The organism is Paenibacillus sp. JJ1722 (genome assembly GCF_048282685.1).
Taxonomy (GTDB): Bacteria; Bacillota; Bacilli; order Paenibacillales; family Paenibacillaceae; genus Paenibacillus; species Paenibacillus polymyxa_B.
In genome coordinates this window covers 869,201-890,491 of the sequence record NZ_CP182500.1, presented here as the reverse complement: position 1 = coordinate 890,491, position 21,291 = coordinate 869,201, and the positions used below count along the sequence as shown (strand labels likewise).

Here is a 21,291-nt window from a genome sequence, read left to right as displayed (position 1 = left end):
TTACCTCCTTGACGCCCGTACATGAAAAGGTCGTCCTTCAACGTAAATACATGCGCAGCGGTTGCAAATCCAGTTCCTTCACAGCATCCACCACCATGTCTGCAATACGAACCGCGCCATTCTCATGAAAATGCGTGTTATCCTCTAAGCCGCCGGAAAAGTTCATGTATTCACCAGGCAGCAACCACATAAAAAGCTCTTTACTCTCTTCGGGACCCAGCTGCTCATATAACTCCTGCGTACGGGCAGACAAATCAATCAGCGGTACATTCGCTTCTTCCGCCAGCTCACGAACCGCTGTTACATAGTCACCATGTGTGTCAGATAGCGTACCATCCTCGCTAAAATAGCGACGATGTACGGGCGTGACCAGTACCGGGGTTGCCCCATGGCTTCTTGCGCCGTCGATATAGAGGCGAAGATGCTCCTTGTAGGTTGTAAAAGGCTCTGTAGCCCGCTCCGGATCAGGCTTCTGATCATTATGACCGAACTGGATGAACAGGAAATCTCCTGCCTTTATTTCGCCCAAAATGACACCCAGCCGTCCTTCGTCCACGAAGCTTTTGGAGCTTCGTCCCGATACGGCATGATTATCCACGCAGACATCATGCTTGAACAGGGCGGGCAAAGCCTGACCCCAGCCTGTATACGGATAGCCGGATGCGTCCTGATCCGTAACCGTGGAATCTCCGGCTAGGAATAGCCGGAGATTCTGTGGAGCTGGCGCAATCTCCAGCGCATTGAGCCGTGGCGCGGTGCCTGACACGGTGAGGCGTAGTTTGCCACCCCGTACAGGCACCGCAAACAGCGCTTCGGTGAACTGGCCCGGCAGCGTGTGTACTGGGGGAAGCATGTGCTTGCCTTCACCAGCCTTGAGTCGCGTGAGCGTTTCCGCCTGCGAATCGCCGACCAGTATAGTGACGAGATACAGCCCGTCTGGCACATCTGCAACAAATGCAGCGTTCAGTGGAATACAAAAGCTGCTTCGCAGCCGCGTACGTGCATCCTTGGCTGCACTCTGCCTTTTTCGACCGTACACATGCTCCGTAGTCTCAAAGCCATAGCCCTGTTCAGTTGTATATAAGCAATCCGGAGACACTCCCTTGTAGCCATCCGCAGGCTCCCCCGGACCAAAATCAAACTTCCACAATTTACTCACCTCTCAGCCATCGCCCTCAAATCCCGTCCATTCAATCGCACAAACCCGGATGCCTTCCATTTCCACTCGTAAGCTTCATAACTCACGCTATGGATTTTGGATCTTACCCCTTCAAACCACTCGTACTCATTCCTTCTACAATTTGCTTCTGGAATGCGAAGAATACAGCGATAACTGGAAGCAGGCTTAGGATAGACATCGCGAACATTCCTCCCCAGTTGGAAGCCGACTCGCTGTCGAGGAACATCTTGAGTGCAATAGATACGGTATATTTCTCTGGCGAATTCAGATACAGTACCGGACCAAGCAAATCCTCCCACTTCCAGTAGAAAGAGAAGATTGCCGCTGTAGCCAACGACGATTTAAGTAAGGGTAAAATAATTCTGAAATACAGCCGGAACTTGCCGCATCCGTCAATCGTCGCCGCCTCATCCAACTCTGCTGGAATCGTCCGTATAAACTGCACCATTAGAAAGATGAAGAACGGCATCCCGAAGAAGGAGGGTACCACTAACGGTAAGATCGTATTGATCCAACCGAGCTTGGTGAAAATAATATATTGCGGTACCAGTACCACATCCCCTGGTAGCATAAGCGTCACCATCATCAAAGCAAACCACAAGTTACGCCCTTTGAATTTCAAGCGTGCGAAGCCAAATGCGATCAATGAGGAGGAAAGCACAGCTCCAATCGTTGAAATCACCACGATCGTGAGCGAGTTCAGAATGTACGTGCCAAAGTTGTAGCCAGTCGTCCCTTTCCAACCTGTTACATAGTTTTGCCAGATCCATTCTGTAGGGAAAAGCGAGGATGCCGTGACGAATATCGTCCGACTTTCTTTAAACGAGCTGAACAGCATCCAAAAAACGGGATACAGCATCAGGAGCGCCAGTGCAGCAACCAGTATGTGATAAATTGGCCATTTGACCGTTTTCCATGCCATCAGTATCAGCGCCCCTTTTCCGTTTCATAAAATACCCAGTATCTGGAGGTTATAAATAAAATCGCTGTCAGTATCCCAATCATAATGAGCATGACCCAAGCCATGGCTGCCGCATATCCCATGTTGCTGAACATAAACGCCTGCCGGAACAGATACAGTGAATGCAGCATCGTTCCATCCATCGGGCCTCCTTCGCCCTTAGAAATAACATAAGCCGGGACGAAGGTCATAAAGGCGCTGATCGTCTGCATAATCAGATTAAATAGAATAATGGGGCTAAGCAACGGCAGCGTAATACTGAAAAATTTTCGTACTGGCTTAGCGCCATCTACACTGGACGCCTCGTACAATTCAACAGGAATGTTCTTCAAACCTGCCAGAAAAATTAGCATGGAGGAGCCAAATTGCCATACGGACAGGGTGATCAGCATCGTAAGCGAAGCATCCGGATCACCAAACCATTTCACCGGGGTCGCCCCTAGAGTCGAAAGCAGGCTGTTCACTATGCCGTTATTACTGAAAATGTTCCGCCACATAATCGATACCGCAACGCTACCTCCGATAATGGATGGCAGATAGTACATCGTCCGATAGGTGCCGACCATGCGCGATTTGGTATTCAAAATCATAGCCACAAACAGCGCGAAAATCAGTCGCAACGGTACACCGACCAATACATACGTAAACGTGACCCTGATCGAATTCCAGTATTTCGGGTCGCCTGTGAACATCTTTTCGAAGTTACCCAGACCAATCCATTTGGGCGGGGTGAACAGGTTGTAGGTGGTAAAGGACAGATACAGCGAAATAAACATTGGAATTAACGTAAACGCCAGAAAGCCCACAATAAAAGGGCTGATAAACGCATATCCGGTCATATTGGCTTTCAAGCTCTGATGATTTCGCAAGCTCATCAAGCCTCCCTTCTGTTGCATTTAAAGAATTAGTAAAACTTTATGATGTCAATAATTCGTTGTTATGAGAATAATATCGTGATGTCTGCAAAGGGTGCTTATGCAGTTGCTTCGTCGAATCAACCGTGCGCAATCATGTTTTGGACTACGCACGGTTAACTTAACGAAATGTTCCTTCGATCCTATCGATTCTTATGCTAAAACGTTGTCAGATATCCTAAAGGTCTCATTACGCTTATTATTGCTTGTTATTCGCAAGGATGGTATTCGCATCAGCCCGGAATTTGGTCGCTGCGTCTTCAGCCGTCATCTGTCCGAAATTGACCTGCTCAATATAATCGGTCAGAGTCGCAATCACTTCCGGCGATCCGACTGGTGGCGGCGGGCTCATTGGAGAAGCCTTCGGCTCCATGGAAGCTACAAATTCAAACACCTGCTTCGTAGGCTCGCTCAACTCTGGTGCAACAGCTTCCTTGATTTTGGCGGAAATCGGCACGCCCCGTTCGCCTTTAATCAATTTATTCGCTTCTACATCGTTCATCCAGAAATCAATAAACTTAGCGGCTTCATCCTTCACCTGTGAACGGGAAGCAACCGTCCAGTACATCGTAGGCTGCATATATACGCCTTTTTCCATATTCGGCCCAAACATCGGAGCCAGTGCCATTGGGCGGTTAACGACCTGCTGTAAGCCCACATACTGATTGGACCACTGCCAAATACCGATGCCTGTTCCTTTTACGATATCGGATTCCTCAAGAATCCCCTTGGTCTGGTTCATGATTTCAGGAGGCGGGGTCGCTCCCTTCTTAATCAGATCAGCCAATCCGCTGAAGAAGTCAACAAACAGCTTATCGTCGTCATACCCCAATCCTGTTCCTTCCGCATTGTAGAGAGTCTTTCCTTGAGTACGCAAATAGTAGTGGAAGAAAATATCGGCAGCCATCGAGCTGTCAAAGTATACTTTATTGGAACCAGCCTTTAAAGCCATCTCTTTGTATTGATCCCATGTCCAGTTGTCAGGAATTTTGTCTATACCCGCTTTTTTGAGCAACGCCGGATCATACTGGAAACCCAGAACATTAACACCGGTTGGGATACCATATTGCTTTCCAGCAATTACGCCGGTTTTGAGTACATTTTCTGTCACATCAGCAACCTGAATTTTTTGATTCAAGTAGGGCGCGAGATCCTCCAGTTGACCATTTTTTGCATATTGGCTAATGTACGAAATGTCCATTTGCACGATATCCGGCAACTGATTAGCCGCAGCCTGCGGAGCGAGTTTTTTCCAATAGTCATCGAAAGAGGCATATTCCACATCAATCGTTACATTTGGATTTTTCTGCTTATACAAATCAACGACCTTTTGCGTGTATTCATGACGCGTATCCGATCCCCACCAAGCGATACGTAACTTTACTTTCCCGTCTGCACTTGTGCCCGAATTGCCGCCGCCCGCTCCGCTACATGCCGTCGTCAAAACGAGCAGCATAGCTATGATCAGAAACCATCCCTTTTTGCCCACCTATCTCTCCCCTTTTCGCTGTTCTAGAAAGGAGCCAAATTACGAGTGACAACGCACTTTCGCAATTTTGATAGCGTTTACATTAGCTCCTGTTGTTATTTTCCCAAAAGCCGAGAAACATTGGAATACACAAATCAGGTTTCCTGGGTTTAAAAAACAGTGGGACTCCATACGCTCATCCCCGTTCATGTGATTTAATGTACTCGGAAGGCGTCATACCCGCCCACTTTTTGAACACCTGGCTAAAATATTGTGCGTTCCCACCGAAGCCGAACCATTCCGCCAGCTCAAACACCTTCACGTCTCCCGTCTCCCGAATATGCTCAGCTGCACGTTCGATCCGATAACGATTGACGTAGTGTGAGAAGTTTTCGCCCGTCACCTTTTTGAATATCTTCCCTAAGTAGTCGGAATTCATATACAGCATTTGACCTGCCACTCCGTTCAGCGACAGATCCGATTTTCTGTAGTTTTGCTCAATAATAGTGATCATTTTATCAACGGTGGAAGATTGGCGATACACATTACTTTTATAATAGATTGCGGTCATTCGTTCGGCAGCTTCTTGTACAAAAGATTTGAGACATGCCAGCGTTTTTTGCTCTGCCAGCACCACCATTCGGCTCGTAAACGCCGCACGCTCTTCTTCGGGGCATATACGGATCATAGCGGCATAGAGCTGAAGCACATAGGAGCGGGTCACGGAAATTTCCAGCTTCATACGGGACAGAATACCGAACAACCGATCCACTTCCTGTGCAACCTCCACCGTATTTCCAGCCTTGATCAGCAGACCGAACTTCTCCTCGTCCAGCTCCAAATCTGCCATCTCCCGGGTATCCTCAGCCGCTAAATCCTCCTTCGTAATCAGACTGCCTTCCCCGGTGTAAAACCGGTGATTCATACAATGCAGTGTCTCCCGATACATCCCCCGTGAATGCTGCATACTATCCGACTCACTAACTGCGACCGTTACCTCCAGCTTGTAAAAGCGATGAAATGTCGCACGTACCGCTTCAATCTGTTTCATAAACCGTGACGTGTCATCCTCACTTTCCAGCACGATGAGCAATTGCCCCTGCATGGTCGTACTGAGCAAGACATCATCCATCAAATCTGCCGCTATATTTTGCAATGCAAACAAATGCTCCGGCTCATGTGATTCCTCCACCCGCAGCAGCAGCATTCGAACCTGCTTATCTTGCAATTCAAGTCCGAATAACCGCTCATAAAATGCGATATCGCGGCTACCGTAAGTTTTATAGGAAATAAACTCCTTCAAAAAGTGTTCCTTCACATGAGGCAGCATACGCTGAAAATCTAGCTTCATCCGGTTTACAAACTGCTTGCGTTCTTCCTGCTCCTCCCGCTCCTGCCCCAACTCGGTCAGAGCCTCATGAATTTGCCGCTCATTGCATGGCTTCAACAAGTAGTGCTTCACCCCGTATTGCATGGCCCGACAGGCATAGTCGAAATCTTTGTAACCAGACAACAGAATGAAACGAACGTCTGGAAAGTGCTCCGTCGTTTTGGCAACCAGTCCGATGCCGTCTAGTCCAGGCATAGAGATGTCGCTAATCACAAAGTCAGGCGGGCTGGCCTGAATCTGATCATAAGCCTCAATCCCGTTACGTGCCGTACCCACCAATCTCGTTCCCGCTTTACCCCAATCAACCACCTGCGATATGCCTTCCAAAATCATACGCTCATCATCAACCAGTAGCACCTTGTACACGACCCTGATCCCCTTTCACATATGGAATACAGACATGAATCGACGTTCCTGTTCCTGACTCGCTATGCAGCTCTATCCCCCAAGGTGTACCAAATGTCAGGTTAATCCGTTCTTGAATATTCGTAAGTCCAATGCCCTGCCCACGAGTCGTGACCTGCCCGCTCCGCAGTTTTTCCAAGAAATCCGGCGTCATTCCTGGTCCGTCATCTTCAACTCGCAGAAATAGAGCCCCCTCGCTTTCTCTCGCAATAATAGCAATCCGACAGGGTTCAATTCGCGGCTCCAACGCATAATGGATGGCATTCTCCACCAAAGGCTGAAGCGTTAGCTTCGGAATTTGCGCATCCATCAGTTCTTCCGGGACATCCAGATGGAAAACGAGACGTTCATCAAAACGTGTTGTTTGGATCGTTACATAGCTCCTTACAATATCCAGTTCTTTTCGAAGCGGAATCAGCTGCTCTTCAAAACTGACCGCACTACGCAATAGAAAAGCAAGTGCTTCCACCATCTCTGAAATCCGATCCTGCTTATTGGCCTTGGCGAGCCAGTTCACGGATTCCAGCGTGTTGTATAAAAAATGTGGATTAATCTGTGCTTGTAGTGCCTTTAGCTCTGTTTCCCTCAGTAATAGCTGCTTGGCAACATTTTCATTAATGAGCTCACGAATGCGGCGAATCATTTTCTTATATGTCCGATGTAGCAAGCCTACCTCGTCCTGTGTGGAAAGGGGGACCGCGCCAAGTGCTTCTTCCTCCAAACGGTCGAGATCGCCTTTTTCTATTTTACGCATGTTCTGGATTAATTGAACGATCGGTTTGGTAATGCTGCCTGACAACCTAGCTCCCAGTGCCAATGCAATAAGAAGCATAATGACAAAAATAGCGCTTACAACTTCTTTAATGATCGTAATGCTGCGAAACATATCATCGAAGGGGGTCATATGCAAATACGTCCAACCCGTATAAGAGGATTTGATTTGAGCAGCGAAAAAGGTTCCTCCTGAGTAGGTCGCAATCCCATAAGGCTGCTTTCGGCCAAGCTCGGCCTGAATATCACTCTCACTCAATAGTGGTGTTTCGGGATAAATCATCCGCCTTCCATCTGTAATCATCAGTTGTCCGTCACGGCCGGAGGTCTGCACACGATCCGCTACAATCCGGTCAATTCGCACACGAATCGCAAGCGTTCCGAGCCCATTCAGCGTAAAATTGGAATCGGTAAAGGATTTGAACTGCCGAGCTGCCAGCAAGGAGGAATGGCCTGCCGCATACCATGCATTGGAACCGTCATGTTCGTCTGCCAGCTCCGACAGGGTGGATCGAAGTTCTTGGGGAATACCTTCGCGGTTGCCCGCACTCATGACCTGTCCCTCTTTATCGATCACTATCATAGAATAGACATAGGTCTCAGAGCCGGCAAAGGCGACGAGCCTATTCGTTATTTTTTTACGCAGCACCATTTTGGCATAAGGTGACGTTTCCTTTTCCAATTGCAGCAAATAACGTTGAAGCTGCTCGTCCGTTGTTACCTTGAAAGTAACTTTTTCCACATCCTTCAACTCATTTTCTATACCGATTGAAGAAATATTGAGTACTTCGGATGTTTTTTTGTACATTTGATTATCATAAATATGAAATACGTACTTAAGTATGACTGCAACTACTGCAAAATTAACCAGCATAAGCACCGTAATCAGTAGTACCATTTTATGATGAATTCCAGCATTTTTGTAAGCGCTTTTAAAGTAGGTAATCAGTGAATGTCGCCTCCTTTATAACATACAAAATACCCCATGCCTTGGTCATTCGGCAAGAGGTATTTGTATTTGCTTAGCGTTGATCGGTTGGTTTCGATTTGTCCGCCTTGCTCATATATTCGTCGTATCGGTCATCAAGTTCACGTGCCATACTCCGGTATTTACGCGTCTCCTCAACAATGGGATCGATATGAGTCTGAACCCGCACCTCATATTTAGGGCTGAGCCGTTCCCGCTTTTTGGCCTCATTCTCACGAATTTCGCCTTCCGTCAGCAGTTCACTGAGCTGGCGTTCCAATTCTTCGGATTGGCTCATCGCGATTTCCTCCTTCAGGATGATGGTCTACGTAGAATTATAACCCGGTTGCGTCTGCTTCTTTCAGCACTTGAATAAGTTGAGAATGAATAGCTGTATTCGTAGCTGCAATATGCCGTACACTCAGGTCATAAGGTCTGCCCAATGTATCGGTGATGGTACCGCCTGATTCCTGTACCAGCAAAGCGCCCGCTGCTACATCCCACGCATTCAAACCAATTTCGCAATAAGCCGACAGCCGTCCTGACGCTACATAAGCCAGATGCAATGCTGCCGATCCCAGCGCCCGAATGCCACGTACTTGAGGTGTAAGAACCTGCGTAATTTTCATATTTAGCGGTTGTGCATACGTACGGTCCGGTGGGAAGCCGATGCAGACCAGACTATCTCCCAGTGTTTCTTCTCTCGAGGCTTGCATGCGATTGCCATGTACATACGCGCCTTTTCCTTTTTCCGCTACAAACATTTCATCACGGGACGGATCATAAATGACCCCGACAATCACCTCTCCACGATGGGCCAAGGCAATAGACACACTGTAATACGGCAGACTGTGTACAAAATTGGTAGTGCCATCTACCGGATCAATAATCCATAAATATTCCTCTTCACGGGCAGCCTCTAATGCGCGGGCCGAAGCTTCGGCTCCCGGCTCTACACTCTCTTCACCCAAAATAACATGATCGGGAAAATGGGTCAGAATCAGTCTGCGAATCATCTGCTCTGCACCTTTATCTACCTCGGTCACTAGATCCGTAGGAGACTGTTTAGTATTCAAATGTTCAACAGTTCCCAGTCTGCTCTTAATCCATTCCCCGGCTTTGGATGCCGCGTTAATAGCCACGGCAGTATAGCTTTTTCCTGATACGATATAGGGAACCTTTTCGTTTTCATGTTCGTTCAACGTGTTCACTCTACTTTCTATATCATTGTTACGTGGTTTATGAAGCTGCCCTACAGCACAGTCTCTTAACCATCTCTGTTTCATTACAAGTTTGCTAGTTTACACATTCTAGTATACACAATAAACTGCATAAAGTTTCTCTAAATGGGAGCTTTATCCGCGAAATGCTACTTTCTAAGGCATAATTTCTACGGAAGCCCCATCCAGCACTTTTACCCCATTGTCTTCCTGAAGGCGCAGTTCATTCATCAATCCGAATAACGCTTCATCCTTAAGCTTGGCTTCAAGCATGACATCAATTCGATCCGTATATCCGGCAATATTGCGCAAAAAGGTAAGCAACGGCTCCACTAGAACACCCTCCGCATGGCCCCGGGGATCTTTTTCACTTTTGGGACTGGACGCATGAATTTTGGGCGGCAATGGATAATCAGCAGAAGATCCGGCTTGGGCCAATTCCCCTTTCCAAGTATCCAAAATATCCGGCCATAGCTCCCACGGCTTTTCCCCCTCATTATTCACCCATTGATGATGAATATCGAGAACCATCGGCAACCCCGTCAATTTGCAAGCCTCCAGCGTTTCCACCGCATTGAACGTTTTATCATCATTTTCCAGCGTTAACCGTTCTCTTAACGAAAGATCCAGCGCACTAACCTGCTCTACAAAACGCTGGCCTGAGGTCACCTTATCTCCGTATGCACCACCAATATGAATGTTGTTCTTGGCTTCGGCACCGAGCCCCATGGCCTCCAGCATCGCTTTGTGGTACTTCAGATCATTAATGGAGCTCTGCAACACCTCAGGACGGGGAGTGCTTAACACTGTAAAATGATCGGGGTGAAACGATACCCTCATCCTATTCGCCTTGACATAGTTCCCTACCTCTGCAAAATCAGCAGCAAGCGCCTGAAACGGGTCCCAATCCCGCAGATCCTGATGGGTCGCGAGCGGAATCAGCTTAGATGAGAAACGATAGACCTGGATATCACTCGCGCGATTATGGCGCAGCAGCCTCAAAGTATTATGGAGATTTTCGGCTGCTATCCGTTCTAGCTTGCGGATCGCAGCTTCTCGGTCTCCAATCTTGGTAAAGCTGCTCATTGTCATGGTTTTAGAGGGGGATGCATTTTGCACGGTAACCGACATGGCTACATAACCGAACCTTACGATCATAGGGTGTCTTCCTTTCAGCAGTCGCAGTAGATGGTAAGGTCGCTTTCGTTCTGTGACCTAAAACCCTTTTCTACTGATCATACCCGGAAAAGCACCTGCTGATTCGGTGTTATCGCACAAATTGCAAGAAGGAAACAGCTAGGATTGCTGCTGTGCTCCAAAAAACATTTCATCCGCCAATGCGGTCTGAATTCTTGCTTCCTCTTCATTCAGCTTACGAATGAGAATCATTTCAACTTCGGTCACTTCATCGCCCTGGAAATTAATTTCGGCGATACAGCCCACAATCTGCACGATGGCTACTGCCACGTTATCCACGCTGTAAGCGATGACCTTCTGGCCTGTCGGAAACACGCGCAGCCCGGATTTAACCATTTTGCCACGTCCGTATTCCAGGAGTTCGTAAAGTTCTTGTTCGCTCTTGAATTTGCACACTGAGTTAAATTCAGTTTGAAAGCCCATGTGTAGCCGCCACCTTTCATGATTAAGGGTTTAGTGTTGTGCTCAAAGATATGCCATTTATATGAACAAAAAGGAGAGTGATCAGCTCCCCTTTGTTTCGTTTATGAGTTCTCGTAGTGCAGTGCCGACCTGCGCTCATAACGCTCCAGTGCAAGGGCAATCATGCGGTCCAGCAGACTTGCATAGGATACGCCTGTTTCTCTCCACAGTAATGGATACATACTGAACGGTGTAAAACCAGGCATTGTATTCACTTCATTAATAAGGATATGTCCGTCCGAGCGTCTGACGAAGAAATCGGCACGGGAAATCCCGCAGCCTTCTAGAGCGCGAAATGCTTGCAATGCGGCTTCACGAATACGATCTGCCACTTCCTCATCCAACGGTGCCGGAATAAGCATTTCCGATTGGCCATCCGTATATTTGGCAGCGTAATCGTAATAATCACTCGCCGATACAATTTCACCCGGTACTGAGGCAATCGGCTCATCATTGCCAAGTACGCTGACCTCAATCTCACGGGCATCGACATACTCCTCAACAATCACCTTCAGGTCAAATTGCAAAGCCAGATCTACAGCCTTTTCCAGTTCTTCTCGGTTGCTGGCTTTGGAAATACCGACACTTGATCCCAGATTGGCTGGTTTGACAAAGCAAGGATAACCTAGCTCGGTTTCCATGTTACGTACCAGATCATGACTGGTTTGGGCCCACTGTGTACTATTAAAATAACAGTATTTCACTTGCGGCAATCCTGCATGCTCAAACAGCTTCTTCATGACGCCTTTATCCATACCTGCTGCCGAAGCCAGCACTCCCGCACCGACATAAGGCATATCCGCCATTTCGAACAGACCCTGAATCGTTCCGTCCTCGCCAAAGGTACCGTGCAGCAACGGAAACAGCACATCCAGCGTCTGCTCTCCGTACAGCTTGCCGAACAATGTATCTAATGCCGCCTTGGTGCCACCCTCTGCGCGTTCCAGCTTCAATTGCTCTACAGAAGCCAGAGGAGCGCTTAATAGCGCCCCTCTACGCCAATCGCCAGCCTTCGTAATATAAAAAGGAATAATCTCGTATTTCTCATAGTTAAAAGCGTTCATTACCGCATACGCCGTTTGCAGCGAAACCTCATGTTCACCCGATTTGCCACCGTACACCAGCCCTACGGTCAATTTTTGATTTGCCATGCCTATCCTCCGCTTTCCTGCTTTCGTCATTGTGACTGATTTGCATCACTGTACCTGTTATCCATCATCTCATTTAAAAATAGTCGGCGATGTGATAAAAGCGATATACCGTGTTGTCGGTCCACGCATACGAATTTTTATAGTCCCAATAACGATGTCTGGAGCTTACCGTATGTGCATTGACTAGCGGCATGCCGCCCGCATCAAAGGCCGTGACCACCGTGCTGTGCTGGAAGGTTCCGTCACCATCCCAATCGTAAAAAATGACGTCCCCCAGCATGAGCTGCTCTGGGCGACTCACTTGCTCAGCAGTCAACCCCCATGAACTGGAGCCCAAATACCGCTCCAGACTGTTGGAAACTGCCCAACTGTAGCTCCACAGCTCACGTCCGGCAACCCGTCCTTTATACCACCAGCCCGATTCTCTTTTACCAGTATAGTGGATCGGTGCTCCCCCTGCAAAGAGGCATTGCGAGATATAATTGGTGCAATCCACATCAAAACCTTCAAACTCCGGATTGAAGCTATCCCACCACTGATCTGCATAGGCCGCTGCTTCTTCGCGGCGATATCGGCTGGGACGTGCTGATGAACCGAAGCCCAGCACACCGCGATTCAGCAGCGGCAGATTTCCTCCTTGATTAAACGAAGCCTGTTCAAAAGGAACCTCTCCCCCCGCTGGCTTCCTTTCTGCCGGATCGCGCTCAATTCTCGCTACCTGCCAGGCTTCACCCTCGCGTGTGAACGTCAGACGCTCCCGTTCAATCCGATCCTCCCGGTGAGTCATCCCGCCCTTCTCATAAAAGAGTCGGACATGCAGTTGTACATCTACCACAGCCTCATCCGGGGTATCCTGCACCATTCGTAGCGGCTTGGCGCGTGTCTCGCTGCGTAGGGGAACAGCATCCCGTTCGTTGTACCACTGCTCCAATCTGGCAGCACGTGCTGCTCGTTCCATCCGCTGACCCACCTCCAGATACTCATCCGGCTGCGGTACACCATTCACTTCACTGCGATTGTATTGATTCACGTAAGCAAAAAGGGCCTGTTTCCATTCCCGCTCCCCCATCCCAATCCCTCCATATTCGTCCCGCTATCCTTTTCCGGGGATAACCGGAATGATGTATAACTTCCTTTCTTCCCTCTCTGGTCTGATATGCTCTCTATACTATAAGTATGAATCTCTAAAGCTTGGTATGAACATCGAAACGCGAGGGAGCGGAACGTTTTATTTTCCAATCTGCAACGCATCTTTTAGGCCAAAAAAACTTTACGGAACTGCCTGAAAACGGTATACTTAATCCAAAAGCAATCATTTTGAAATCATGTTTCATCTAATGAAACAAATTACATTGATCGCAACCTCTAACACGTAATGAACCACTGAAGATGTAATTGAGAACGCAACCAATTTAAACCAACTGTGCAAGACGTCGAAAAAACGACATCCCTATTTTCCCCCAAGCATCCACTTCAAGGAGGTAATACTTATGTCAGGAAAAGATCAATTCTCCATTGCCCGTAGTCTCGAAGTTAACGGTAAGCCTTATCGCTACTATAGTCTTAAGGCACTGGAGGAACAAGGAAAGAGCGGTATTGCCAAGCTGCCTTTCTCCATTAAAGTGTTGCTGGAAGCTGCGGTTCGCCAATTTGACGGACGCGCCATTACAGAAGAACATGTGCAACAGCTGACAGGATGGGCTGAGGATCGTGACACCAACAAGGAGATTCCGTTCATTCCTGCACGCATCGTGCTACAGGATTTTACCGGCGTCCCGGTGGTTGTCGATTTGGCAGCTATGCGTGATACGGTGAAAAAAGCGGGCGGTGATCCGAAACAAATCAATCCGCTCGTTCCTGTCGATCTCGTTATCGACCACTCGGTCATGGTCGATGCTTTCGGTACCAGTGACGCGCTGGATTACAATATTAATGTAGAGTTTGAACGCAACGAGGAGCGGTACCGTTTTCTGCGTTGGGCGCAAACGGCGTTCAACAACTTCCGCGCCGTTCCGCCATCCACCGGTATCGTCCATCAGGTCAATCTGGAGTATCTCGCCTCCGTGGCCGCCACCAAAACCATTGACGGCGAAACGGTCGTCTTCCCGGATTCCCTCGTGGGAACAGACTCCCATACCACAATGATTAACGGCCTTGGTGTTGTTGGCTGGGGTGTCGGCGGGATTGAGGCAGAGGCGGGTATGCTGGGGCAACCGCTGTATTTTGTCACTCCCGATGTGATTGGCTTCAAGCTGACAGGCAGTCTGACGGAAGGCTCTACCGCCACCGATCTCGCGCTCACTGTAACGCAAATGCTGCGTAAAAAAGGCGTAGTCGGCAAATTCGTAGAATTTTACGGGCCTGGTCTGGCTAACATCAGCTTGGCTGACCGTGCGACCGTTGCCAACATGGCACCGGAATACGGCGCAACGATTGGCTTCTTCCCGGTCGATGCAGAAACGCTGGCCTACCTGCGCAGCACCGGACGTTCCGATGAGCAAGTAAGCCTCGTAGAGGAATATTACAAAGCCCAAGGCATGTTCCGCACATCCGATACACCGGACCCTGTGTTCAGCGATACGATTGAGCTGGATCTGGCTTCGGTTGTACCGAGTCTCGCCGGACCCAAACGTCCGCAGGACCGTGTTGAGCTTAGCCGCATGAAAGAAACCTTTGAAGGCATTATCCGTACCCCGGTGGACAAAGGCGGCTATGGACTGAGCGATGAAAAAATCGCACAGAAGATTCCGCTGACCCATCCGGACGGCTCCACCAGCGAGTTGGGTACAGGAGCAGTCGTTATTGCAGCTATCACAAGCTGCACGAATACCTCCAATCCAAGCGTTATGCTCGGTGCGGGCTTGCTGGCCAAAAAAGCAGTGCAGCGCGGGCTCAAAACTCCAGGCTATGTTAAAACAAGCTTGACACCAGGCTCCCTCGTCGTGACGGAATACCTGCAAAAAGCCGGATTAATCGGACCGCTCGAAGCCCTCGGCTTCCATGTAGCAGGCTACGGCTGCGCAACCTGTATCGGTAACTCCGGCCCACTTCCTGACGAAGTGAGTCAAGCCATCACTGACAATGATTTGACGGTTGGCGCAGTTATTTCCGGCAACCGGAACTTTGAAGGTCGTGTGCATGCGCAAGTAAAAGCCAACTATCTCGGCTCACCGCCACTGGTTGTCGCTTATGCGCTGGCAGGCACAGTGAACATTGATTTGGTGAATGATCCGCTCGGTTACGATCAGGACAATCAGCCTGTCTACCTGAAAGATATCTGGCCAACCTCCGAGGAGATCAAGGAAGCCATCAGCCTGTCTCTCAGCCCGGATATGTTCCGTCGTAAATATGAGAATGTATTTACTGCTAACGAAAAATGGAACTCCATTCCGGTTCCTGAAGGCGAACTATATGAATGGGATGAAAAATCAACTTATATTCAAAATCCACCATTCTTTGAAAAACTTCAGGATGGCGTGCAGGATATCAAGGAAATCCGTAATGCCCGTGTGCTTGCCCTGTTGAATGATTCGGTCACAACGGACCATATCTCACCAGCAGGCAACATTGCCCCTTCCAGCCCGGCAGGACTGTACTTGAAGGAGCATGGCGTGGAACGCAAGGACTTTAACTCCTACGGCTCCCGTCGCGGTAACCACGAGGTCATGATGCGCGGTACATTCGCCAACATCCGTATCCGCAACAATGTGGCTCCAGGTACTGAAGGCGGCGTGACCAAATACTTGCCAACGGATGAGGAAATGTCCATCTATGATGCATCCATGAAATATCAGGCAGCCGATCAGAACCTGATCGTCATTGCTGGTAAGGAATACGGCACAGGCAGCTCCCGTGACTGGGCGGCCAAAGGTACGCTTTTGCTGGGCGTTAAGGCTGTCATTGCCGAAAGCTTCGAGCGGATTCACCGCAGTAACCTGGTCGGCATGGGTGTGCTGCCTCTGCAATTCCAGGAAGGCTATGGCTGGTCCAGCCTGGGTCTGAACGGTCGTGAAACGTTTGACATTCTTGGCATCGACAATGACGTGAAGCCTGGTCAAGAGCTTACGGTTGTGGCTAAACGCGAGGATGGCACGAAGTTCGAATTCCCAGTAATTGCCCGTTTGGACAGCACTGTCGATATCGACTACTACCACAACGGTGGTATTCTGCAAACCGTATTGCGTCAAATGATCGAAAGCTAAGTTTATGAACTTCATATGTGAAGAACCCCCGTTTTGCAGATAAAGCTGCAATCGGGGGTATTTTTTTATTTATATAAACCGAACTTAAGAGTTACCTATAGCGCCACTGCGCAGACGGATGGTGCTTCGCTTGTACAGCACCATTCCGCCTACTCCGTTTTGATGTTCATTTTTCAAGTTCATCTTATTTATATAAAACAAAAAAAGTCGATCCCTCAGGACCGACTTCTAGCCACGTTCTCTTATAACCTTACCTTCGCACGCGAGTTACTTCGAAATATCCAAAAAGCCCTCTCCGAACACATCCCGCACGTCATGAATGGTGATAAATGCTGCTGTGTCGATGGCTTTCACTATCTTTTTAAGCGCTGATACCTCTTGTTTACTAATGACGATATACAGCACTTCTTTGGGATTTTTAGTGTAATATCCGTGGCCTGACAGGACGGTAACTCCACGATCCATTTTCGTAATAACCATCTCGGCAATTTTATCTTGGTGCTCCGAAATGATCATGACTGCTTTTTTCGGGTTCAGTCCTTCGATCATGAAGTCCATCACCTTCGTACCAACGTACAAAATAACTATAGTTAGCATCAATTTTTCTGGACCAATAATAAAATAGGAAGAGAACGCGACAATCAAATCAAAAAACAGCAGGCCATAGCTGATATTCCAATCCAGATACTTGTTGGCAATTCGGGCTAAAATGACCGTTCCCGCCGTAGTGCCACCTACCCGTACAATTAAGCCAATGCCGACCCCCACCAAAACTCCGGCAAATACAGCATTAATCGTCGGCTCATGCGAATCAATCCGCCAGTTAACCGTTAAATGTAGAAACAGCGAGTTAAAAGCGACCGCAATTATAGTGTACAGGGTCGTTCTCTTGTCCAAAAATTTATATCCGACAATCAACAGCAAGCCATTGATCACCAGATTGACGATCGAGGGAGACCACTGAAACAGGTAGTACAAAATGATCGTAACCCCTGTAACGCCCCCCTCACCAAACTCATTCGGGATCACAAACAGATTAACAGCTAGCGCGAAAAAAAACGCACCCAGAATAATAAATGCGATATCTGCAATACTTTTTTTCATATATGCTCTAATCCTTTCTCTAACATTTCAAAGGATGAATCGCCAGATGGATTGGCTGACTCTTGTTGCCAAAATACGCTGACAACCAGTTCATGGTATCTACTACCAAACATAAAGTCAATACAACTTTGACACTTTAATTCGCCACCAGACTGCCTCAATCCTGACTTGGATTCCGCAAAATTCTCCTTTTACAAGGTTATTCGACAAAATAACACAATCCCGACTACTAAACTAAGAAAACGGGCCTCTAGCCCTTGTTTTAGACCTAGGCACATTTTCCTCTAAAACGACCATCCTCCTAATCGACATTTTGGACACATATGACCATCTTCCTGTTTTATGTCAAAAGCGTTTTACTTTGAAAAAATGTGGGTATAATGATTGAAACATTACCAAGCAACCTACATAGCATCACGACATCAAGTACATACAAATAGTCCTATACAGACGTCCTAAGCAACTCAATCTGAATTTGACAATATGGAATTGGAGGAATGACCTACATGAATACAATGAACTTAACCGTCCACACCCTGATGCCCTTTCACCACCAATACCAACGTGCCAACGCGGTGAGTATGCAGAAGAAAGAAGATAGCTCGGAGAAGAAGCTCAGCTTTCAGGACATTTTGAATGAAAAAATGGGTAAAAAATAAGGCGCCGTTTATCCGGTTGCAAGATCCCGCTTTACATAAGCTAAAAAGCCGTAGTTCCCTACATCGACTGTAGAGAACCACGGCTTTTTTAATTCATTTTTCCTAAACTCACACGTTCGTTTTACTGACCTCCATCCCGATACTGCTCTGCCTTCTCACGCATCCCGGCAGCTACTGCTTCTTGAGTGTTCAGCCCCTTATCCGCTGCATAAGCGCGAATGTCCTGCGTAATGCGCATACTACAAAATTTGGGACCACACATCGAGCAGAAATGTGCTTCCTTGGCGCCCTCTGCCGGTAGCGTTTCATCATGGTAGGACAAGGCCCGCTCGGGATCAAGCGACAGATTGAACTGGTCCCGCCACCGGAACTCAAAGCGTGCCTTGGACAAAGCATCATCCCGCTGCTGTGCCCGTGGATGACCCTTCGCCAGATCGGCAGCATGTGCCGCAATTTTGTAGGTAATGACACCCTCGCGGACATCATCCTTATTCGGCAGACCCAAATGCTCCTTAGGCGTAACATAACACAGCATGGACGTCCCAAACCAACCGATCATCGCCGCCCCGATGGCTGAGGTAATATGATCATATCCGGGGGCAATATCCGTCGTGAGCGGCCCCAAGGTATAGAAAGGAGCTTCCTTACAAATCTCCATTTGTAAATCCACATTCTCTTTGATTTTATGCATAGGGACATGTCCTGGCCCTTCAATCATGACCTGAACATCATGCTTCCAGGCGATCTGCGTTAGCTCGCCCAACGTTTCCAGCTCTGCAAACTGTGCTTCATCATTCGCATCATAGATGCTACCCGGACGTAGACCATCCCCGAGAGAAAAGGCCACATCATAGGCTTTCATAATTTCGCAGATTTCTTCAAAATGCGTATACAAAAAATTCTCCTGATGGTGCGCAAGGCACCAGGCTGCCATGATCGACCCACCACGGGATACGATTCCCGTCATTCTATTCGCCGTCATCGGTATATACCGCAGCAATACACCCGCATGAATTGTAAAATAGTCCACTCCCTGCTCCGCCTGCTCAATCAGCGTATCGCGATACAGCTCCCACGTCAGCGCTTCTGCTTCGCCGTTCACCTTTTCAAGTGCCTGATACAGCGGTACAGTCCCAATCGGTACAGGAGAATTCCGAATGATCCATTCACGTGTTGTATGGATATTACGGCCTGTGGACAGGTCCATAACTGTATCCGAGCCCCAACGCACAGCCCAGGTCATTTTTTCCACTTCCTCCTCGATGGAGGAGGTAACCGCAGAATTACCAATGTTCGCATTGATCTTCACGTGAAAATGACGCCCAATGACCATTGGCTCACTTTCCGGGTGATTGATATTCGAAGGCAAAATGGCTCGTCCAGCAGCCAACTCCTGCCGTACAAACTCAGGCTCCACCCCTTCGCGGATCGCCGCAAATTCCATTTCAGGCGTAATGATCCCTTGCCGCGCATAATGCATTTGCGTCACTGTACGACCTTGCGAAGCACGAAGCAGACGGTTGGTCACGCCGGGGAATTCAACTGTCTCCCGTTTGGAGCCAGGTTTCAGTCCATTATCCTCCGGTTTGACGGCGCGTCCCTCGTAAGCCTCCACATCGCCCCGTTCCAGGGCCCAAGCTCGCCGTAATGGAGGCAGGCCCTGACGGATATCGACCTGATAGGCTTCGTCGGTCATGGGACCGCTCGTATCGTACACACGCAATGGCTCATGATGCTCCGTGCCCTGCGGCGTATGTGTAGGATGAAGAGCAATTTCCCGCTCTGGCACGGCAATGTCCGGCCGTGAGCCTTGAATATATACCTTACGGCTCCCTGGAAAGGGCGTTACCCCTCTGGCTTGCTCCCCGTTTGTCTTCTCTACCTCAACTTCTTTTGTTCCTACCAATCTTACTTCTGTTGATTTCAATTCTGTTCCTTTTGTTCCTTCTACTTCTGTCGGCTTCATTGTCCATTCCTCCCGTTTCGATGAAATGACACACCGATCCGGAACCATTCCCAGGGTGGCGCTGATCTATGCAAAAAAGCCGGTTCCCTAGGGAACCGGCTAATCTAACGAGGCAGCTATCCAGACAGTACGCATGTGGAATAATCCTATTCCAATGCGCCACTGTAGACAGCAGCCGCGTATACATTTCAATGGCCGATTACTTCCCTACGCTGGTATGATCCAGATCAGGTGCAAAGGGTCCGGAATCTTGCACGATTCCATCTCAGCCCGGCATTACAGGCTCCCCCAGTAACTGTGATACTTCTATTCATATGAGGCGGCTATAACAGATATCCCGCCATCCTTACCAGACTACTTTAAATTTATGGCTTTGGCAACCCTTCTAGGTTCCCTTTACCAAGGAGACGCTCCCCATCAAATCACTTTGCTTGCTTTAACTGTGTTCATTCTTGTTACGGAAGCATAAATCCCATTTCCTTCGCCGCTTCAATCAAAATCGGAGCAAAGTCATGCAGCGTCTCGGGTGCAAGCCGACTGACCGGACCGGATACAGATAAAGCCGCAGTGACCTGTCCCTTCCGGTTTACAATTGGGGCAGCCACAGCAGCAGCCCCTGGCTCCCGTTCTTCATAGCTGGTCGCATAGCCCTTCTCGCGAATGTCCTGCAGCTGGGCTTTATAGACCTCCGGGTCTACTGAGGACGGCCATTCATCCCCGCTTAGCAGGGCTTCCAGCTCCTGCGGCGGCATAAAGGCTGCCAGGACTTTGCTGGAGGCCCCTACAGCCAGCGGCATACGCGCACCTACAGGCGCAACCCTGCGGATCGCCTGATTGCTCTGCACGGCTTGTATGCGAATACGCATGCTGCCGTCCCGTAAGTACAAGCTGACCGTCTCGCCCAGACGATCACGTAGTCCTTCCATTGCAGGCTGTAACAACACCGCCGGCTCGTCGCTTTGGGACAAGTGCGTGGATAGCTCCCAAATGCGGAAGCCAAGTCGATATTTTTCCGTTTCGGCATTCCGAACGACAAAGCCCCGATCCTCCAACGTAGTCAGCAGCCGATGAACCGTGCTTTTATGTAGACCAATTTTGGAGGCAATCTCCGTCAGGCCAAGATCCGAATCTGCGGTAAAACACAGCAGTATATCAAGTGCACGCTCTACAGCGCGAACGGTTAATTTACGGTCTTCCATCGTGAACCGCTCCTCTTGTATCCATATTCGTTTCACACTATGAAACATGGTTACATAAATTATATAGAATAGTCG

17 protein-coding genes and 1 riboswitch are annotated in these 21,291 nt (G+C 48.6%); of the genes, 2 read left to right on the top strand and 15 right to left on the bottom strand.

Features of this window, described 5'->3' with window-relative positions:
* Nucleotides 1–37 precede the first annotated feature (37 nt).
* From ACM1ND_RS04060 to ACM1ND_RS04005, 12 genes are all read right to left on the bottom strand, one after another.
* Nucleotides 38–1,150, bottom strand: coding sequence for a rhamnogalacturonan acetylesterase (locus ACM1ND_RS04060; RefSeq protein WP_418027993.1), 1,113 nt, complete (start codon nt 1,148–1,150; stop codon nt 38–40).
* Between the two features lie 112 nt (nt 1,151–1,262).
* The gene (locus tag ACM1ND_RS04055) at nt 1,263–2,102 is read right to left on the bottom strand and encodes a carbohydrate ABC transporter permease (RefSeq protein ID WP_023987016.1); all 840 of its coding nucleotides are present in this window, start codon (nt 2,100–2,102) and stop codon (nt 1,263–1,265) included.
* A 5-nt stretch (nt 2,103–2,107) separates the two neighbouring features.
* Entirely contained in the window at nt 2,108–3,016 is a 909-nt protein-coding gene (locus ACM1ND_RS04050) for a carbohydrate ABC transporter permease (RefSeq protein ID WP_023987015.1), read from the bottom strand.
* Nucleotides 3,017–3,254: 238 nt separating this feature from the next.
* On the bottom strand, nt 3,255–4,544 hold the full coding sequence (locus ACM1ND_RS04045; RefSeq protein WP_028541002.1) for an ABC transporter substrate-binding protein: 1,290 nt from the start codon (nt 4,542–4,544) through the stop codon (nt 3,255–3,257).
* A gap of 175 nt (nt 4,545–4,719) precedes the next feature.
* Nucleotides 4,720–6,279 (bottom strand): response regulator transcription factor, encoded by a 1,560-nt coding sequence (locus tag ACM1ND_RS04040; RefSeq protein ID WP_023987013.1) that lies wholly within the window; start codon nt 6,277–6,279, stop codon nt 4,720–4,722.
* Entirely contained in the window at nt 6,257–7,987 is a 1,731-nt protein-coding gene (locus ACM1ND_RS04035) for a sensor histidine kinase (RefSeq protein ID WP_023987012.1), read from the bottom strand. The genes ACM1ND_RS04040 and ACM1ND_RS04035 overlap by 23 nt, the downstream gene beginning before the upstream one ends.
* A gap of 124 nt (nt 7,988–8,111) precedes the next feature.
* Nucleotides 8,112–8,354, bottom strand: a complete 243-nt coding sequence (locus ACM1ND_RS04030) for a hypothetical protein (protein ID WP_076293115.1) — start codon at nt 8,352–8,354, stop codon at nt 8,112–8,114.
* Nucleotides 8,355–8,391: 37 nt separating this feature from the next.
* Nucleotides 8,392–9,258, bottom strand: a complete 867-nt coding sequence (locus ACM1ND_RS04025; RefSeq protein ID WP_418027991.1) for an inositol monophosphatase family protein — start codon at nt 9,256–9,258, stop codon at nt 8,392–8,394.
* Nucleotides 9,259–9,432: 174 nt separating this feature from the next.
* Complete coding sequence (gene uvsE, locus ACM1ND_RS04020) at nt 9,433–10,434, bottom strand: UV DNA damage repair endonuclease UvsE (protein WP_316243304.1); 1,002 nt, start codon at nt 10,432–10,434, stop codon at nt 9,433–9,435.
* A gap of 138 nt (nt 10,435–10,572) precedes the next feature.
* On the bottom strand, nt 10,573–10,896 hold the full coding sequence (locus tag ACM1ND_RS04015; protein WP_023987008.1) for a hypothetical protein: 324 nt from the start codon (nt 10,894–10,896) through the stop codon (nt 10,573–10,575).
* A 101-nt stretch (nt 10,897–10,997) separates the two neighbouring features.
* Nucleotides 10,998–12,086: a D-alanine--D-alanine ligase gene (locus tag ACM1ND_RS04010; protein ID WP_068939418.1), complete on the bottom strand. Its 1,089-nt coding sequence runs from the start codon at nt 12,084–12,086 to the stop codon at nt 10,998–11,000.
* 73 nt (nt 12,087–12,159) lie between these two features.
* Complete coding sequence (locus ACM1ND_RS04005; RefSeq protein ID WP_023987006.1) at nt 12,160–13,155, bottom strand: amidase domain-containing protein; 996 nt, start codon at nt 13,153–13,155, stop codon at nt 12,160–12,162.
* Between the two features lie 421 nt (nt 13,156–13,576).
* Between ACM1ND_RS04005 and acnA the strand changes: the two genes are divergently transcribed.
* Entirely contained in the window at nt 13,577–16,288 is a 2,712-nt protein-coding gene (gene acnA / locus ACM1ND_RS04000) for an aconitate hydratase AcnA (protein WP_264454182.1), read from the top strand.
* A 267-nt stretch (nt 16,289–16,555) separates the two neighbouring features.
* Here the strand turns inward: acnA and ACM1ND_RS03995 are convergent, their stop codons facing one another.
* Complete coding sequence (locus tag ACM1ND_RS03995) at nt 16,556–17,392, bottom strand: YitT family protein (RefSeq protein ID WP_023987004.1); 837 nt, start codon at nt 17,390–17,392, stop codon at nt 16,556–16,558.
* A 506-nt stretch (nt 17,393–17,898) separates the two neighbouring features.
* On the opposite strand from ACM1ND_RS03995, the gene ACM1ND_RS03990 reads away from it, so the two are divergent.
* Nucleotides 17,899–18,051 carry a hypothetical protein gene (locus tag ACM1ND_RS03990; RefSeq protein WP_010348453.1) on the top strand — a complete coding sequence of 51 codons (153 nt, stop codon included), beginning with the start codon at nt 17,899–17,901 and terminating at the stop codon, nt 18,049–18,051.
* Between the two features lie 121 nt (nt 18,052–18,172).
* On the opposite strand, the gene thiC is transcribed toward ACM1ND_RS03990, so the two are convergent.
* On the bottom strand, nt 18,173–20,017 hold the full coding sequence (gene thiC / locus ACM1ND_RS03985; RefSeq protein ID WP_316243302.1) for a phosphomethylpyrimidine synthase ThiC: 1,845 nt from the start codon (nt 20,015–20,017) through the stop codon (nt 18,173–18,175).
* Between the two features lie 187 nt (nt 20,018–20,204).
* Nucleotides 20,205–20,317: riboswitch (TPP riboswitch) on the bottom strand.
* A 155-nt stretch (nt 20,318–20,472) separates the two neighbouring features.
* Nucleotides 20,473–21,216: an IclR family transcriptional regulator gene (locus ACM1ND_RS03980; protein WP_316243301.1), complete on the bottom strand. Its 744-nt coding sequence runs from the start codon at nt 21,214–21,216 to the stop codon at nt 20,473–20,475.
* Nucleotides 21,217–21,291: the final 75 nt, after the last annotated feature.

What these genes read in the sequence shown, in the direction of transcription:
- ACM1ND_RS04055 (WP_023987016.1), bottom strand. Translation starts at nt 2,102, where the DNA reads ATGGCATGGAAAACGGTCAAATGGCCAATTTATCACATACTGGTTGCT.
- ACM1ND_RS04015 (WP_023987008.1), bottom strand. Translation starts at nt 10,896, where the DNA reads ATGGGCTTTCAAACTGAATTTAACTCAGTGTGCAAATTCAAGAGCGAA.
- acnA (WP_264454182.1), top strand. Translation starts at nt 13,577, where the DNA reads ATGTCAGGAAAAGATCAATTCTCCATTGCCCGTAGTCTCGAAGTTAAC.
- ACM1ND_RS04035 (WP_023987012.1), bottom strand. Translation starts at nt 7,987, where the DNA reads ATGGTACTACTGATTACGGTGCTTATGCTGGTTAATTTTGCAGTAGTT.
- ACM1ND_RS04050 (WP_023987015.1), bottom strand. Translation starts at nt 3,016, where the DNA reads ATGAGCTTGCGAAATCATCAGAGCTTGAAAGCCAATATGACCGGATAT.
- ACM1ND_RS03995 (WP_023987004.1), bottom strand. Translation starts at nt 17,392, where the DNA reads ATGAAAAAAAGTATTGCAGATATCGCATTTATTATTCTGGGTGCGTTT.
- ACM1ND_RS03980 (WP_316243301.1), bottom strand. Translation starts at nt 21,216, where the DNA reads ATGGAAGACCGTAAATTAACCGTTCGCGCTGTAGAGCGTGCACTTGAT.
- ACM1ND_RS04005 (WP_023987006.1), bottom strand. Translation starts at nt 13,155, where the DNA reads ATGGGGGAGCGGGAATGGAAACAGGCCCTTTTTGCTTACGTGAATCAA.
- thiC (WP_316243302.1), bottom strand. Translation starts at nt 20,017, where the DNA reads ATGAAGCCGACAGAAGTAGAAGGAACAAAAGGAACAGAATTGAAATCA.
- ACM1ND_RS03990 (WP_010348453.1), top strand. Translation starts at nt 17,899, where the DNA reads ATGAATACAATGAACTTAACCGTCCACACCCTGATGCCCTTTCACCAC.
- ACM1ND_RS04030 (WP_076293115.1), bottom strand. Translation starts at nt 8,354, where the DNA reads ATGAGCCAATCCGAAGAATTGGAACGCCAGCTCAGTGAACTGCTGACG.
- uvsE (WP_316243304.1), bottom strand. Translation starts at nt 10,434, where the DNA reads ATGATCGTAAGGTTCGGTTATGTAGCCATGTCGGTTACCGTGCAAAAT.
- ACM1ND_RS04010 (WP_068939418.1), bottom strand. Translation starts at nt 12,086, where the DNA reads ATGGCAAATCAAAAATTGACCGTAGGGCTGGTGTACGGTGGCAAATCG.